This window comes from Bacteroides sp. 3_1_23, from assembly GCF_000162555.1.
GTDB classification, from domain to species: Bacteria; Bacteroidota; Bacteroidia; order Bacteroidales; family Bacteroidaceae; genus Bacteroides; species Bacteroides ovatus.
In genome coordinates, this window is the sequence record NZ_GG774954.1 from 235,778 (window position 1) to 251,329 (window position 15,552).

The 15,552-nt window shown below is 41.5% G+C and carries 14 protein-coding genes; 4 read left to right on the forward strand and 10 right to left on the reverse strand.

Features of this window, described 5'->3' with window-relative positions; genetic code table 11:
- Nucleotides 1-44: 44 nt before the first annotated feature.
- Nucleotides 45-1,109 (forward strand): DUF2027 domain-containing protein, encoded by a 1,065-nt coding sequence (locus HMPREF9010_RS07910; RefSeq protein ID WP_004306598.1) that lies wholly within the window; start codon nucleotides 45-47, stop codon nucleotides 1,107-1,109.
- Nucleotides 1,110-1,174: 65 nt separating this feature from the next.
- On the opposite strand, the gene HMPREF9010_RS07905 is transcribed toward HMPREF9010_RS07910, so the two are convergent.
- The 10 genes from HMPREF9010_RS07905 to hemW form a co-directional block, all read right to left on the reverse strand.
- Nucleotides 1,175-1,531 (reverse strand): hypothetical protein, encoded by a 357-nt coding sequence (locus HMPREF9010_RS07905; protein ID WP_008650117.1) that lies wholly within the window; start codon nucleotides 1,529-1,531, stop codon nucleotides 1,175-1,177.
- 292 nt (nucleotides 1,532-1,823) lie between these two features.
- Nucleotides 1,824-2,432 (reverse strand): lysine exporter LysO family protein, encoded by a 609-nt coding sequence (locus HMPREF9010_RS07900; RefSeq protein ID WP_008650119.1) that lies wholly within the window; start codon nucleotides 2,430-2,432, stop codon nucleotides 1,824-1,826.
- The gene (locus tag HMPREF9010_RS07895) at nucleotides 2,429-2,716 is read right to left on the reverse strand and encodes a LysO family transporter (protein ID WP_008650120.1); all 288 of its coding nucleotides are present in this window, start codon (nucleotides 2,714-2,716) and stop codon (nucleotides 2,429-2,431) included. The genes HMPREF9010_RS07900 and HMPREF9010_RS07895 overlap by 4 nt, the downstream gene beginning before the upstream one ends.
- A gap of 2 nt (nucleotides 2,717-2,718) precedes the next feature.
- On the reverse strand, nucleotides 2,719-3,489 hold the full coding sequence (locus HMPREF9010_RS07890; protein WP_008025024.1) for a hypothetical protein: 771 nt from the start codon (nucleotides 3,487-3,489) through the stop codon (nucleotides 2,719-2,721).
- Complete coding sequence (locus HMPREF9010_RS07885) at nucleotides 3,486-4,484, reverse strand: DUF4249 domain-containing protein (RefSeq protein ID WP_008650124.1); 999 nt, start codon at nucleotides 4,482-4,484, stop codon at nucleotides 3,486-3,488. The genes HMPREF9010_RS07890 and HMPREF9010_RS07885 overlap by 4 nt, the downstream gene beginning before the upstream one ends.
- Before the next feature lie 7 nt (nucleotides 4,485-4,491).
- Complete coding sequence (locus HMPREF9010_RS07880; RefSeq protein ID WP_008650126.1) at nucleotides 4,492-7,194, reverse strand: TonB-dependent receptor; 2,703 nt, start codon at nucleotides 7,192-7,194, stop codon at nucleotides 4,492-4,494.
- A gap of 1 nt (nucleotide 7,195) precedes the next feature.
- Complete coding sequence (locus HMPREF9010_RS07875) at nucleotides 7,196-8,071, reverse strand: FecR family protein (RefSeq protein WP_008650128.1); 876 nt, start codon at nucleotides 8,069-8,071, stop codon at nucleotides 7,196-7,198.
- 27 nt (nucleotides 8,072-8,098) lie between these two features.
- Complete coding sequence (locus tag HMPREF9010_RS07870) at nucleotides 8,099-8,533, reverse strand: hypothetical protein (RefSeq protein WP_004299320.1); 435 nt, start codon at nucleotides 8,531-8,533, stop codon at nucleotides 8,099-8,101.
- Between the two features lie 87 nt (nucleotides 8,534-8,620).
- Nucleotides 8,621-9,175, reverse strand: coding sequence for an RNA polymerase sigma-70 factor (locus HMPREF9010_RS07865; RefSeq protein ID WP_008650130.1), 555 nt, complete (start codon nucleotides 9,173-9,175; stop codon nucleotides 8,621-8,623).
- A 19-nt stretch (nucleotides 9,176-9,194) separates the two neighbouring features.
- Nucleotides 9,195-10,325: a radical SAM family heme chaperone HemW gene (gene hemW, locus HMPREF9010_RS07860; protein ID WP_008650132.1), complete on the reverse strand. Its 1,131-nt coding sequence runs from the start codon at nucleotides 10,323-10,325 to the stop codon at nucleotides 9,195-9,197.
- A 431-nt stretch (nucleotides 10,326-10,756) separates the two neighbouring features.
- Between hemW and HMPREF9010_RS07855 the strand changes: the two genes are divergently transcribed.
- The 3 genes from HMPREF9010_RS07855 (at nucleotide 10,757) to HMPREF9010_RS07845 (ending at nucleotide 15,506) form a co-directional block, all read left to right on the forward strand.
- Nucleotides 10,757-12,913 (forward strand): elongation factor G, encoded by a 2,157-nt coding sequence (locus tag HMPREF9010_RS07855; RefSeq protein WP_004306606.1) that lies wholly within the window; start codon nucleotides 10,757-10,759, stop codon nucleotides 12,911-12,913.
- A 333-nt stretch (nucleotides 12,914-13,246) separates the two neighbouring features.
- On the forward strand, nucleotides 13,247-14,803 hold the full coding sequence (locus HMPREF9010_RS07850) for a sensor histidine kinase (protein WP_004306607.1): 1,557 nt from the start codon (nucleotides 13,247-13,249) through the stop codon (nucleotides 14,801-14,803).
- Between the two features lies 1 nt (nucleotide 14,804).
- Nucleotides 14,805-15,506 carry a response regulator transcription factor gene (locus HMPREF9010_RS07845; RefSeq protein ID WP_004299326.1) on the forward strand — a complete coding sequence of 234 codons (702 nt, stop codon included), beginning with the start codon at nucleotides 14,805-14,807 and terminating at the stop codon, nucleotides 15,504-15,506.
- Nucleotides 15,507-15,552: the final 46 nt, after the last annotated feature.

Sequence of the window (15,552 nt, forward strand, 5' to 3'; positions counted from 1 at the left end):
GTTACTCGTTTTTTTGAGTTTGAATTTTAATTGGATATACAATAATGAAAATAGGAGATAAAGTACGCTTTCTTAGTGAGGTAGGCGGTGGAATCGTCACTGGATTCCAGGGAAAGGATTTTGTGTTGGTGGAAGATGCGGATGGATTTGATATTCCGATGCCGATACGTGAGTGTGTAGTGATTGAAACGGATGACTATAATTTGAAGCGTAAACCGACTTCTTCTGCTCCGAAACAAGAGGGACCTGCTAAACCGGTAAAACCGGAGATGCCCGTCATTCAACGCCAGCCGGAAGTGAAGGGGGGAGATACGCTGAATGTATTTCTGGCTTATGTGCCTGAAGATGCAAAGGCTATGATGACTACTCCTTTCGAGACTTATTTGGTAAATGATAGCAATTATTATTTGTATTACACTTATTTGAGTGCAGAAGGAAAAGCCTGGAAGAACCGTTCGCACGGGTTGGTGGAACCTAATACGAAATTGCTGTTAGAGGAGTTTACAAAAGATGTACTGAATGATATGGAGCGGGTGGCCGTTCAGTTGATTGCTTTCAAAGATGGTAAGCCTGCGGCTATCAAACCGGCTGTCAGTGTGGAAATACGGATTGATACTGTGAAGTTCTATAAACTTCATACCTTTAGCGATTCTGATTTCTTCGAAGAACCGGCGTTGATTTATGACATTGTGAAAGATGATATGCCTACCAAGCAAGTATATGTTTCGGCAGAAGAACTTCAAGAGGCTTTGCTGCAGAAGAAATCTGTAGATAAGCCCAGATCACAACCTATTGTGAAACCGAATCATGCTCATGGTGGAAAGAGTGAGATTGTTGAAATAGATCTTCATATCGACTCTCTACTGGATGATACTCAAGGAATGGGTAATGCTGAAATACTGAACTATCAATTGGATAAGTTTCGCGAAGTGATGGAAGTCTATAAGAACAAACGTGAGCAGAAGATTGTCTTTATTCACGGCAAAGGAGATGGTGTGCTTCGGAAAGCTATCGTTGATGAATTGAAACGGAAATATAGTAATTGCCGTTATCAGGATGCTTCTTTCCAGGAATATGGATTTGGAGCTACGATGGTGACTATTAAATAATGGGATAAAAAAAGTGGAAGCCCAAACTGGCTTCCACCCTCTCTCTCTTTTGCATATTACTCATTTTACTTATTCAGTTCAATACCTTTATTCTGTAAAGTGATGTTCATCAATGCGGCATACTTGGCATACTGTTCAGCACTAAGAGTCTTTCTCATCAGCTTCAAGTTACCATAAACAGCGTTACGCAATTTAGCTTCTTTATCTTTCTTTGCTGTTGTGGCTCTTGACATCTGTTCGGAGAAATAATCGCAGATGTTTGCAACCTCTTCACTCTGAACTGAATTCAAGTTCAAATATTTACCTAATTTACTAACATTGATGTTACCTTCCCATTTTGCAGTTGTAGGTTGATTTCCGGCTGCAAATGTTGTAGCAGCAAGGCAGAGCGCTACCACTAATGTTAATCCTAAACGTTTCATAATACCTACTTTTTTAATTGTTATACCTAAAAACTATTCCTAAAAACAAATCTAATACCTATTGAAAATTAGTCTAAGCACTTAGTTTTTTCTTTTTACCTATGCAAATATAAGAATATGTTTTATAGCATAAAAATAAAGAAAAGGAAAAGATTCTATTTAGCCTCATTTCTTGATGTAAGTCAAGAGATGATATGCTTTTTGATACAAAAACGGTTCTTTATGAAACATATTTGTAATACGTGTGCGAAAACGATAGTGGAAATAATCTGCTTTTTAGGATTTATTCCTATTAAAATGATATTGAGCAAAGGAACGTGACTAGGAAAGGAACACTGAAATCAACAACAAAACCATGGAAAATGGAAATGATTACAAATTCTTTTCCCGAATATCGGGTAATAATAGGAAGAGTGGTATCCATTGTAGTGGCTCCACCAACAGAAATAGGGGCTAGCTTTCCGAAATACTTCACTAATAATGGCGCACACAGCAAAGCGATGATTTCACGCATGATATTGGAAAGTAACGCAATAGTTCCCAATTCGGGACCTTTGTATTCGGTAATGAAAATGCTGGAAAGTGAATAATAGCCAAATCCGGCTCCGACTGCCATACAGTCTAAAGGACCTCGTTGGCTCATAAAGGCTCCTGCTACGGCGCAACCTGCTAATGTGCCAATGATCGTCATGATGGGAAGGAATACAAGCCGCGGATTCAGGGAGCGAAAACTCTTCAAAGTATTCGGATCGTTGCCGATACTGATGCCTACGCAGAACATGAGTCCGCAGAGGGCATAGTAACTGAGCTTGCTGTCGGTGAAGTCGTATGGAATAAGATGATAAACTCCGCAAAGAATACCGATAATGAAGAAAGAGACGATAATCAAACTACCTTTCATGCTTTTGTCTCCTTTCCTCTATTCCATCTATATAATAGGTACCATAATCCCCAGGCACATAACGTACTTCCTGCAACGGCAGCTACAGTGATGATAATAGCTTCCAGTCCGAGAGTATGCAAACCTTTGATAATAGATTCGTTACCTCCTACATCTATTCCGAGAAGAAAGAGGAGAATCCATATAAGAAGAGTTATTATCTTGTGTATCCATGATAGTCTTTTACTGCGCAACAAGTAGCCAAGAAGCATGCCTGTCAGCATAATTCCAATAATGATAAACATAGTTAGTGTCTGCTTTTTGGCTGCAAAGATAGTATTAAATGTATATCCCGACTAATCTCCTCCACGATTTCTTTCGTAGCCATTGACAAACATTCGGTCATATCATCCAGGCAAGCGGCATTGGCGGACGGTGAATCTTCGAATCTTTGCGCTTTGGTAGTTTGCTGATATTCTGTAGAGTAGGTTTTATCAAGTAGGCAATCTTCCTTTTGAGTGAGGCGGATAGAAATGGCAAGACTGGAAGCTGCCGGGCGAATTTTGTTATTGACAACCTCCAACATTTCTCCCTCAAACCAAGGGATACTTGACTGGTTGAGTTTGATTCTGGCACACGTCTCATTCTTTCTGATTTTTACTTCCAGCCGATAGGCGGAATCGGGAATCATTTTTCCTTTCTGATTATCTATCAGATGACAGCAGGTGCTACTGTTACATTCGGTAAGCAGTGCCTCCGTCAGAAATTCCCGATAGAGTTGGGTGAGAGAAGACTCTCCTAACCGAAGATGGAAAAGCTCACCCTCATAGTTATATAGCAGTAGCGGAATATATGCAGACTTTTTGCGTTTCACGCTGGTGTAATAATCCATGTTGGAGTAGTCGATGAAGTCCAGATATACGGTTTGATCTGCTTTCTCCTGATAGATAGGAGAAGTGAGCTCGTAATACAAGCTGGATTTTAAGGCTTGTATCTCCCTTAGCATACTCCGGCTGCTTCGGCAGGAACAGAACAGCGGTAATGCGATGAGTATAAATAGTAGGTGATGAGTTTTCATATCCATGGCTTTTCTATATGAATGATTTTGCTTGTCTCCGTACTGATCCCGACAATCCCGACCCCTCCGTGCACATTGCTGGGATATTTGATTGGTTCGTTTATTGTCTCATCATAAGCGTCGGAATCTGCCAGGTTGAGTGCTTTCAGATAGTAATATTCGGTTTCTGTAATGCTTAACAGACGCACAATAATATCCATCTTTACATTCGTTCCATATTTGGAAAGCCCCTCAACATTTGTCTGGTTGTAAACTGTCATGGTATAAGATGTATTTTTGAATCGTGAGTCGTCAAACACCCCATATATATTCTTTACAGTGTCGAACATGCCATTATCTTCGTCATCGCTGTTGGTAGGCTGTCCGTCTGTCAACACAACATCTTCGCGAGATATAAAATGATAACGGTGTGTGGTTTGAGTGACATATTCGCCTATTTCATTATTATAGTCTTTCACTGTCATTTGCTTATCCATGATAAGTCGATAGAAGTTATTTTCGTTGGGGCGATCTTTGATGTTGATTTTATATCGGAGATAATTCTGTGTATAATAATACTGTGTCAGTGGAACAGTGACCGTATCGATATCAGTTATTTCGTTGGGACGCTGTGGAACGGTAACTTCAGCCCATGCGTGATACTGCCCGTCGTCAGTGAGAGCGTCGATACGTACTACATCTCCGGGAGAGAACTTGCCGGAAATATTGAAGCGGCATTGCATATCTCCTTCCGCCTGGGGTGGGAGCGGACGTAAACTTTCTGACAACTGTCCGTTAACACGTACTTCCACGGTGGCTTTTTCTGCATGAGTGGCGTATCCTCTTCCCGTGAAATTGAGGTAAAGAACATTGGTCAGACTATCTGCGTTGATTAGTGCGTTCATCACTAGTTTGGGGGGATTGTCCTTTACACTAAACGGGAGTTCGTTTTCGCAAGATACTGTTGTCAGTAATGCTATTAACAGGATAAATGGATAATATATACGAGTTCTCATAATGGGTTTAGAATTTATAAGTGTAAGTGAATGATGGAATTAATGGAAGTATAGTATACTTCTTGATAATCGGTTTGTAGGGATCGTTTTTGCTGGTGCTGCGATATACGAAGGTAGGATTCATCGCATTATATGCATTATACAGACTGATATTCCAGGTACGCATACCATGTTTGGTCTTTTTGTTGAAATTGACTCCCACATTCAACCGGTGACTGGCTGGTAACCGGTAATTATTACGATGCTCCACATACGAAGCTTCTCCGATGGTGGGTGAAGTTATGCCTGAATCAAAATAATCTCCATATCCATATCCTCCTCCAAATCCGTTGTTTGTGCCATCGCTAGGACGGATGACAGCGGTTTTCTCTTCAGGGATTGTACTTGTTCCACCTGTATAAAACACCCAGGAAGCACCGATGTCGATACGTTCGTTGAACTTATGGTTGATTGTCAGGTTGATATTGTGTCTTCGGTCATATTTATATGGAAACCGTTCACCGTTGTTGATACCGCCTTTGGCAAACTGACGATCACTTTTGGACAAAGTGTAGGACAGCCATCCCGTCGTTCTTCCAAGTGTCTTCTGTGCCATAAACTCAATACCTGCCGAACGTCCCTTGCCCATTTCCACTTTATTTTCCCAACCGGCAGAAGAACCGAAGAAGCTGACTCCCTCCTTATACTCCAATACATTATACATATCTTTATAATAGCCTTCTACCGAGAATTCCCATCCCTCGATTCCCGTATAGTATCCGCCTAATGAATATTGGTGAGAGCGCATCGGTTTGATTTTTTTAGTCACGGGAACCCATAAGTCCGTAGGCATTGCGATTGGCATGGATGATAACAGATGTACGTATTGGCTCATTTGTGTATAAGAGGCTTTCAGAGTTACGTCTTTCCCTAGTTGATAACGGGCGGAAACTCGTGGCTGCAAAGAAAAATAACTCTGCTTCTGTACCTGAAACAAGGAGAAGTGTAATCCGAGATTCAGACGCAGACGGTCATTTACCTTGATGTTGTCTTCCAGATAAGCCGATAGCTCATGCCCGTAAATCCGGCTGTTGGCGATGCTGTGGTAAGTGGTGTCGCGATCTACTTTGTCTCCTGTTTTCTCGGAGATTTTGGATGTCATGACCTCCGGACGAAACCGATGATAGATATATCCTGTACCAAATTTAATGTGGTGTGTGGGAGACGGGTTATAATCGAAATCAATCTGATAGCTCCAGTCATTGATCCCAGAACGATAATCGGCTGAATATCGGTTGATTATCGAAGCTCCCATACTGTTAGCATATTTATTGTTGTTGTATGAGTTGACGTCGAATAAATAGTTGTTGTAAGAGACGGTTGTGTTGCTGAACAGACGGTTGTTGAATATATAGTTCCATCTGGCGGAAACAATGGTATTTCCCCAATTCATTGTGCTTCCATCCTTGGAGTCGGTATCTCCATCATAATTGGCGGCAAAATGATCTTTTCCATTGTAAACGCTTAGATAGATACGGCTCCGGTCGGAGAATTTATGATTGATTTTGGCATTGATGTCATAAAAGTAATAACCATATTCTTCATCATTCGGCATAAATGGCTTGGCGATGAGATCGACATACGAACGTCTGGCGGAAATGTTGAAAGAGGTTTTTCCTTTCACAATCGGGCCTTCCAGATTGATTTTGCTGGTTAGTAATCCGATACTAAGCGTACCGTGGTATTTCTGCATGTCTCCGTCATTGGTGCGGACATCAATGACGGAAGAAAGACGTCCGCCGAAACGTGCCGGAAAGGAGCTTTTGAATAGTGTTACCTTTTTGACGGCCTCCGGAGTAAAAACCGAAAAGAATCCGAACATGTGGTCTACGTTGTATACAGGAGTTCCATCCAGTAGAATAAGATTCTGGTCCGGACTGCCGCCGCGTATATACAGTCCGGCTGAACCGTCTACTCCTGCCTGTACGCCAGGCATCAGCTGGATGGCTTTCATGACATCTGCTTCTCCCAGTATGCTCGGCGTATTTTTAATCTGTGTCATCGGAATTTCGATAGAGCCCATCTGGGTAGCTACGGTGCCCGTTTCAGTTTTATCGGAAACGATCACTACCTCTTGCAACTGCGTGTTTCCCTGCATACGGATATTCAGCAATGTATCTTGTGAGAGCGTAAAATGATGCGCTTCTGTGGCATAACCCAGATAGGAGAAACGCAGTTCGGTTTCTCCTTCGGGCAAAGTGATGCTGTAAAAACCGTAAGGATTGGTGGTTGTTCCTTGATTCTGATGACTCTCAATGATATTGGTTCCAATCAACGTCTCGGAAGACGTTCCATCCGTGACATATCCGCTGATAGTGAACTTACGGCCTACGGTTTTTGATTCTTTTTTCTTTTGCAGTAGAATATGGCGGCCGGTGAACTGATAACTGATCTGCTCATTCTTGAATACGAGGTCAAGTATTTCACGCAATGGCTTATCCTTTACCTGCAAATTGATTTTATGTTTGATGATAATTTCCTCGCCATAGATAAAAGAATATCCGGTTGAGTTTTCAATCCGCTTGACGAATTCTTTTAGTGTGGCGTTTCGTAGTGTCAGCGAAAGCCGGGCTTCCGCATTTTGTGCATATATTTGAGTGGTGATAAGGAGTGCTACCCCTATCAGAACAATGGTTCTGACAGGGAAGCGACCTTGGAATATTATATTCATCTTAGTCTGGTTTAGCAGTGATAATAATCTGTTTATTGTTTTGTGAGTAGTTGAAATAACCGGCATTATGTAATACAGATAAAATAGTTGCCAGATCTTCTCCATCGCGGAATCGTGCTGTGATCCGGTAATTTTGCAAAGTTGTATCGGCTATCTGGATCGTCGCTCCGAATGAGTTGGACAGTTCGCGGGCAATCTCCTGTAAAGGCAGGTCGTCGAATATAAACTCTCCCTGTCGCCAGGAAATTTCATCTTCTGCATTCTCTAAAACCTTGCGGGTGAGTTTTTCTTCTACCTTATTATATATAGCAATCTCGTTAGGCTTCAAAATCATACGAACAGATTTACTTTTATTGCTGACTGCTACCGAGCCGGACAATAACGTTGTCTTTACATCCGGATTGTCATGATATGCATCTACATTGAAATGGGTTCCCAGCACCTGAACGTCAATCGTTTCAGTCTGCACGATAAACGGATGTTTTGGGTCCTTGCTTACTTCAAAATAGGCTTCTCCATTTAGCTCCACTTCCCGTTTGTCCGATTGGAACTTTTCCGGATAAGAAAGCGAAGAATAATGGTTGAGCATGACGGAACTACCATCAGGGAGGCGGACAGTACGTGTCTCTGCCAGAGTGGAAATCGTTTGTATTGCAGCAGGTTGCATATATAAATAAGCTGTCCATACCGATAGGCAAAGTAGAGCTACTGCTGCTGCCGAGAAGGTGCGTATCAAAGTCAGATGCCGGGTATGCGACTTCAGTCTTTTTTCTAGTTCCGAGTAACTGGCTGCTGCTGAAAAACGCCCTCGCGGTGAACGCGTGGAAGCAATGAGCTGATTCAGTATTTCTTCTAATTCCGTATCGGTGTGTTTCATATTTTTTTCTGTATTACTCTTGATTCATTATTTTCGTTTCAACAGAATGGTCAGTTTGCTGATTCCTCCTTCTTTCCATTGGGGAGTGCAGGATAAAGTGACATTCTGTTTATTCAATACCATCTGTTTGGGATAGATTTTAATGATAGTCGTAGCCGACTTCTTACCCGCTTTGATGATTACTTTCTTTTCCGTCAGTTGTATGACTGCTGCTTGCCCTGTTACCGGAGGAGGTGCGGCAAGTACTACCGTCCGGTCTTCTTTCGCTTTCTCCATCGCCACAATTTTAATTTCCAATTCACACTCTGATTTGTTTCCTTCACATTCTACTGTTTCCTTCGAATGTTCGAATCCTGCATAGTCTTTGGGCAAATTGTCGTTGTCATTGTTGCATGAGAACAGGCACAGGCAAGTTGATAGAAGAACAAGGATTCCAATGTTTGCGTCATTTAGCTTTTTCATTTTTCTGTCTTTTTTAGTGATTGATTTATTTGTTGATAAAGACCGGAGGGTGACAGAAACTCCCTACGCTCTTTTTCTAAATAATTGTTAATCTATTTCTGCCCGGCTAATCATTTCTTTGAGTCGTGTGATTGCTTTCTGAAGTTGTGCATCCACTGTATTCATGCTGATACCTAATTCTTCCGCTACTTGTGCATAACTTTGTTTTTCTTCGCGGATGCGAATGAATACTTCCCTGCAACGTTCCGGAAGCCGGTCGAGTGCCTTTACGTAAAGAGCAAATAATTCTTCACTGATGAGTGATTCTTCCGGTGAATAGCTCTGTTCCTGTGGCTCAGGCAGAGAATCAGGATGAATGTAAGTGTGTTTTGATTCTTTTTCCAGATAATTGAGCGAAGCATTCTTGACGAGAATGAAACAATAATCTTCAATGTTTCTCACATCAAGTAAATTGCTACGCTGTTTCCATAGTTTCAGAAATACGTCGAGAACGATTTCCTGCGACCATTCTTCCTGCTTCACATAGTAGTAGGCTATGCGGAAGAGGCGATCGTAAGTCATGTTGTAAAAGTCCCGGAAAGCTGTTTGCGAATCCAGTTCTTTCATTTGCCGCAATAACTTTCTTACTTCTGATTCGGTCATCGGCTTTTTGTTTGTTTGGTTAGTCTACCCAAAGTAAATCACTCATTATACTGTCGGAGATGAAAATACCTTCACGAGTCAAGCGTAAGGCTCCATCGTGTTCTTCCAGTTTCCCATTTTTCAGATAAGGCGCAGCCATTCTCTGGCAATACTCCCACATCTCATTGCCGAACATCTGTTTCAGCTTTTCTATAGGCGTTCCCCATACAGTACGTATGGTAGTGATAATAAATTCATTGTAGCGGGTCGTCTGATCCAGATACTCTATTTCGAAAGCACGGCTGTTTTCCTCTATACCTTTTATATATGTATCGATGGAAGAAACATTCCATTCCCGTGTCATCCCGTCAAAGGAATGTGCCGACGGTCCGCACCCCAGATAAGGTATTCCTTTCCAGTAGGAACTGTTGTGACGAGAGTACTTGCCCGGACGGCAGAAATTCGAAATTTCATAATGTTCAAATCCCGCTTTCTGCAGATGCTCTATCAGTAACGTGAAAAAATCTAAACTGGAATCTTCGTCCACCTCCGATATCTGATGTTGTTTTAACATATTATATATAGGTGTATCTTCCTCGTAAATCAGATGATAAGCGGAAATATGTTCCACGTTCAGACTGATAGCCTGACGAAGATCGTTTTCCCATCGTTCCTTGTTTTCTCCCGGTAATCCGTAGATAAGATCGATGCTTATATTTTGAAAACCGGCTTCCCGACATCTGTGAACAGCTTCGATAGCTGTATGGGCATTGTGACGGCGTTTCAATAGTTTGAGAGTGGGATCGTCAAAAGTCTGTATTCCCATGCTGATACGATTGAAAGGGAGCGAAGAAAGCATTTTCAGATATTCACTTGTCAGGTCGTCGGGATTGGCTTCCAATGTGATTTCCTGGCAATGGCTTAATCCGTAATGTGTCCGGATCGTATCAAATATCTGTTCGAAATCTTCTTTTTCCAATTGAGACGGGGTTCCGCCACCGAAATAAACGGTTTCTATATCTTCTCCTTTCAGGTAGTCTTTCCGCATGGCTAACTCCCGGCAAAGTGCTCGTACATAACGGGTTTTGAGCTCGCTACGGGTGGTCGAGTAGAAATCGCAGTAGATGCACCGTGTTTTACAAAAAGGAATATGAAGATAGATACCTGCCATAGTTGTGCCGTTTGAGTTTAGTGGCTGTAAAAGTAAGATTATTATCAGATATAACAAAAAATCTTATTGACTGAAATCATTCTTATGAGGCGTTGCATAGATAAGTTGTCTGACACCCGGGTCTCATTGGTATTGACACCCGGGTGTCAGCACTATCAACACCCGGGTGTCGGTATGCCTGAGACCCGGGTGTTGGACAATCCGTTTGTGCAGTCTAAATATTATATGCATATATACTATTGAATGGCGGTTCGTATAGAAATTAAATTATGAGCAAGCAAAAAATGTTTATGTTAAAGATGTGTTACATAACATTGTTTAGTAACACCGTCATAAGTGTTGCTTTTCCCCCAATTAATCCCTAATTTGCGCATCACAAAATTAATGGTATGTGAGAAACATACTGAGTAATTACTAAAATCTTATATATTATGAAAGTATATCAGACTAATGAAATCAAGAACATTGCCTTGTTGGGAAGTTCTGGCTCTGGGAAAACCACTCTCGTGGAAGCGATGCTTTTCGAGAGTGGTGTTATAAAACGTCGCGGATCTGTTGCCGCAAAAAACACTGTTAGCGATTATTTCCCTGTTGAACAAGAGTATGGTTACTCCGTTTTCTCCACCGTTCTCCATGTAGAATGGAATAACAAAAAACTTAATATTATTGACTGTCCGGGATCGGACGACTTCGTAGGCAGTACAGTAACTGCACTAAATGTGACCGACACAGCAATCATTCTTCTTAATGGCCAATACGGCGTCGAAGTCGGTACACAAAATCACTTCCGTTATACAGAAAAGCTGAATAAACCTGTTATTTTTCTAGTCAACCAGCTTGATAATGAAAAATGCGATTATGATAATATCCTCGAACAGTTGAAAGAAGCTTATGGCTCTAAGGTTGTTCCTATCCAATATCCAATAGCTACCGGTCCGGGCTTTAATGCACTGATTGACGTGCTGTTGATGAAGAAATATTCGTGGAAACCCGAAGGAGGGGCTCCGACTATCGAAGATATTCCGGCAGAAGAAATGGATAAGGCTATGGAGATGCACAAAGCATTGGTAGAAGCTGCTGCCGAGAATGATGAAAATCTGATGGAGAAATTCTTCGAACAAGATTCTCTTACAGAAGATGAAATGCGCGAAGGTATCCGTAAGGGATTGATCGCCAGAGGTATGTTCCCCGTATTCTGCGTTTGTGGAGGTAAGGATATGGGCGTTCGCCGCTTGATGGAATTCTTGGGTAACGTTGTTCCTTTTGTTTCTGAAATGCCGAAGGTACAGAATACCGAAGGTAAAGAAGTGGCTCCGGATACTAACGGACCGGAATCCCTTTATTTCTTCAAGACCAGCGTGGAGCCGCATATCGGTGAAGTTTCCTATTTCAAAGTGATGAGCGGTAAAGTTCATGAAGGAGACGATTTGCTGAATGCCGACCGTGGTTCGAAAGAACGTATTGCGCAGATTTATGTGGTAGCCGGTGGTAACCGCGTCAAGGTGGAAGAACTGCAAGCCGGTGATATCGGTGCTGCTGTGAAACTGAAAGATGTGAAAACCGGTAATACGCTGAACGGTAAGGATTGCGACTATAAATTCAACTTTATCAAATATCCGAATTCTAAATATACCCGTGCTATCAAGCCAGTGAATGAAGCGGATGTGGAAAAGATGATGAGTATTCTGAACCGTATGCGTGAGGAAGATCCTACCTGGGTGATCGAACAGTCAAAGGAGTTGAAACAGACTTTGGTACACGGACAGGGAGAATTCCATCTTCGTACATTGAAATGGCGTTTGGAAAATAACGAAAAACTGCCGGTGAAGTACGAAGAACCGAAGATTCCGTATCGTGAAACGATTACAAAAGCCGCTCGCGCCGATTATCGTCATAAGAAACAATCCGGTGGTGCCGGTCAGTTTGGTGAAGTTCACCTGATTGTAGAACCTTATAAAGAAGGTATGCCTGTGCCCGATACGTATAAGTTCAATGGACAGGAATTTAAGATTACCGTGAGAGGTACGGAAGAAATACCATTGGAATGGGGTGGTAAACTGGTGTTTATCAACAGTATCGTCGGTGGTTCTATCGATGCGCGCTTCCTGCCTGCTATTATGAAAGGTATTATGTCTCGTATGGAGCAAGGTCCGTTGACGGGTTCGTATGCTCGTGACGTGCGTGTCATTGTTTACGATGGTAAGATGCACCCGGTAGATTCTAATGAAATCTCCTTTATGCTTGCCGGACGTAACGCCTTTAGTGAAGCCTTCAAGAACGCCGGTCCGAAAATTCTGGAACCGATTTATGATGTGGAAGTGTTTGTTCCGTCTGATAGGATGGGAGATGTGATGGGAGATCTTCAGGGACGTCGTGCCATGATTATGGGTATGAGTAGCGAAAAAGGTTTTGAGAAACTGGTTGCTAAAGTTCCTTTGAAAGAAATGTCGTCCTACTCTACAGCTCTTAGCTCACTCACCGGCGGACGTGCTTCGTTTATTATGAAGTTCTCTAGTTATGAGCTTGTTCCGGCAGATGTTCAGGATAAGTTGATGAAAGACTTTGAGGCTAAGCAAGTAGAAGAATAAAGATAAATGATAGTTGATAAATGATATGTGATAGTTGATTGAAAATTCGCTATTTACTATCTGTTGGTTATAAACTATCAACTTAAACGTTAAAACTGTTCCCTTTTTTAAGTAAAAGGGGACAGTTTTTGTTTAACTATGATTAATAAAGATAGAAAAACGCAAGGAAAAGATTTAATTTTTTATTAAATTTGCAAACCAAAGGAGGGGTTTTGTTGTTGTAGTAATCAGAATACAACCTAAATAGCTCCTTACGGTTAATTTCCGGGAAGTTCCGGTTAAATCAAGTTAATGCATTAGGAGTGTTAATTAGGGAGTGTTAATTTTGTTGCTATGAAGAAGTCAACAATTTGGATATTAGGTATTGTAATGGGGCTTTCCTTCCTTAGCCTGCTGTATTTGCAGGTTAGTTATATTGAGGAAATGATGAAAACCCGTAAGGAACAGTTTGATTCGGCTGTACGCAATAGCCTGGATCAGGTTTCCAAGGATGTGGAATATGCAGAGACCAGACGTTGGTTGATCGAAGATATTTCAGAAGCGGAAAGAAAAGCACTGATTGCGAATAACGCTTCCATACAACAAGACAACTTGATTCAGCAAACGCAACGGTTCACGGTGAAGTCTAAGGATGGAAAGGTATATTCGGATTTTGAGCTGAAAGTGATGACCACCAAGCCCTCCGAGCTTCCAAAGGCTATGATTTCTCCTTACAGGGGAACAAAGACTATTCCGGAAACTTCGCGTTCATTAGTGGAAGCCATCAAGAATCGGTATATGTATCAACGGGCGTTACTCGATGAAGTGGCCTGGCAGATGATTTATCGGGGAAGTGACAAATCGATTGGAGACAGAGTACGGTTCAAAGAACTGGATGACTATCTGAAATCGAGCTTATATAATAATAGTATAGACTTGCCTTATCACTTTACGGTGATTGACAAAGACGGTAGGGAAGTCTATCGTTGTGCGGATTATGAGGCAAAGGGAAGTGAGGACGCTTATCAGCAGGCATTGTTCAAGAATGATCCGCCTGCAAAAATGAGCATATTGAAAGTGCACTTTCCTGGTAAGAAAGATTATATCTTTGACTCAATTAGTTTCATGATTCCGTCGTTGATATTTACGCTGGTATTGTTAGTGACATTCATCTTTACGATTTATATCGTATTCCGGCAAAAGAAACTGACGGAAATGAAGAATGACTTTATCAATAATATGACGCACGAATTTAAAACACCGATATCTACCATTTCATTGGCAGCGCAGATGTTGAAAGATCCCGCGGTGGGAAAATCTCCGCAGATGTTCCAGCATATATCGGGAGTGATTAATGATGAAACCAAGCGCTTGCGCTTCCAGGTGGAAAAGGTGCTCCAGATGTCGATGTTCGAACGTCAGAAGGCAACTTTGAAGATGAAGGAGATTGATGCGAATGAATTAATTTCAGGAGTTGTCAATACCTTTGCGCTGAAAGTGGAACGGTATAATGGTAAGATAACATCGAACCTTGAGGCCACCGATCCTGTTATATTTGCAGATGAGATGCATATCACGAATGTAATCTTTAATCTGATGGATAACGCGGTGAAATATAAGAAACCGGAAGAGGATCTGGAACTGAAAGTGAGAACGTGGAATGAGTCGGGTAAACTGATGATTTCGATACAGGATAACGGTATTGGTATCAAAAAGGAGAACCTGAAAAAGATATTTGAAAAGTTCTATCGTGTACATACGGGTAATCTGCACGATGTGAAGGGCTTTGGACTGGGATTGGCTTATGTGAGAAAAATTATATTGGATCATAAGGGAACCATCCGGGCGGAAAGCGACCTGAACGTGGGAACTAAATTTATTATTGCATTACCTTTATTAAAAAATAATTGATATGGACGAGAAACTGCGTATTTTATTATGCGAGGATGACGAAAATCTTGGCATGCTTTTAAGAGAATATCTACAGGCAAAAGGTTATTCTGCTGAGTTATATCCTGATGGAGAAGCCGGTTATAAGGCTTTCTTGAAGAATAAATATGACTTGTGCGTGTTTGACGTAATGATGCCTAAAAAAGACGGCTTCACACTGGCACAGGATGTCCGTGCAGCAAATGCTGAAATTCCTATTATCTTCCTGACTGCTAAAACGCTGAAAGAAGATATCCTGGAAGGATTTAAAATCGGTGCGGATGATTATATCACCAAACCGTTTAGTATGGAAGAATTGACGTTCAGAATTGAAGCAATCTTGAGACGTGTTCGTGGAAAGAAGAACAAAGAAAGCAATATCTATAAGATTGGTAAGTTTACTTTCGATACACAGAAACAAATTCTGTCGTCAGAAGGCAAACAGACTAAACTGACTACCAAAGAATCTGAACTGCTCGGATTGCTTTGTGCGCATGCAAATGAGATTTTGCAACGTGACTTTGCTTTGAAAACGATCTGGATCGACGATAACTATTTCAATGCCCGTAGTATGGACGTGTATATCACGAAACTACGTAAGCATCTGAAAGAAGATGATTCTATCGAGATTATCAATATCCACGGAAAAGGCTATAAGCTGATTACCCCGGAAGTTGAATCTTAATAATCGCATTTGAGATGACTACAAATAAAAAATCCGAACCGAACTA

Bases quoted from the DNA above. Each gene is read 5' to 3' on its own strand.
- HMPREF9010_RS07850 (WP_004306607.1), top strand. From the start codon at position 13,247: ATGAAGAAGTCAACAATTTGGATATTAGGTATTGTAATGGGGCTTTCC.
- HMPREF9010_RS07845 (WP_004299326.1), top strand. From the start codon at position 14,805: ATGGACGAGAAACTGCGTATTTTATTATGCGAGGATGACGAAAATCTT.
- HMPREF9010_RS07865 (WP_008650130.1), bottom strand. From the start codon at position 9,175: ATGACCGAATCAGAAGTAAGAAAGTTATTGCGGCAAATGAAAGAACTG.
- HMPREF9010_RS07890 (WP_008025024.1), bottom strand. From the start codon at position 3,489: ATGAAAACTCATCACCTACTATTTATACTCATCGCATTACCGCTGTTC.
- HMPREF9010_RS07875 (WP_008650128.1), bottom strand. From the start codon at position 8,071: ATGAAACACACCGATACGGAATTAGAAGAAATACTGAATCAGCTCATT.
- HMPREF9010_RS07910 (WP_004306598.1), top strand. From the start codon at position 45: ATGAAAATAGGAGATAAAGTACGCTTTCTTAGTGAGGTAGGCGGTGGA.
- HMPREF9010_RS07905 (WP_008650117.1), bottom strand. From the start codon at position 1,531: ATGAAACGTTTAGGATTAACATTAGTGGTAGCGCTCTGCCTTGCTGCT.
- HMPREF9010_RS07895 (WP_008650120.1), bottom strand. From the start codon at position 2,716: ATGTTTATCATTATTGGAATTATGCTGACAGGCATGCTTCTTGGCTAC.
- HMPREF9010_RS07885 (WP_008650124.1), bottom strand. From the start codon at position 4,484: ATGAGAACTCGTATATATTATCCATTTATCCTGTTAATAGCATTACTG.
- HMPREF9010_RS07870 (WP_004299320.1), bottom strand. From the start codon at position 8,533: ATGAAAAAGCTAAATGACGCAAACATTGGAATCCTTGTTCTTCTATCA.
- HMPREF9010_RS07855 (WP_004306606.1), top strand. From the start codon at position 10,757: ATGAAAGTATATCAGACTAATGAAATCAAGAACATTGCCTTGTTGGGA.
- hemW (WP_008650132.1), bottom strand. From the start codon at position 10,325: ATGGCAGGTATCTATCTTCATATTCCTTTTTGTAAAACACGGTGCATC.
- HMPREF9010_RS07880 (WP_008650126.1), bottom strand. From the start codon at position 7,194: ATGAATATAATATTCCAAGGTCGCTTCCCTGTCAGAACCATTGTTCTG.
- HMPREF9010_RS07900 (WP_008650119.1), bottom strand. From the start codon at position 2,432: ATGAAAGGTAGTTTGATTATCGTCTCTTTCTTCATTATCGGTATTCTT.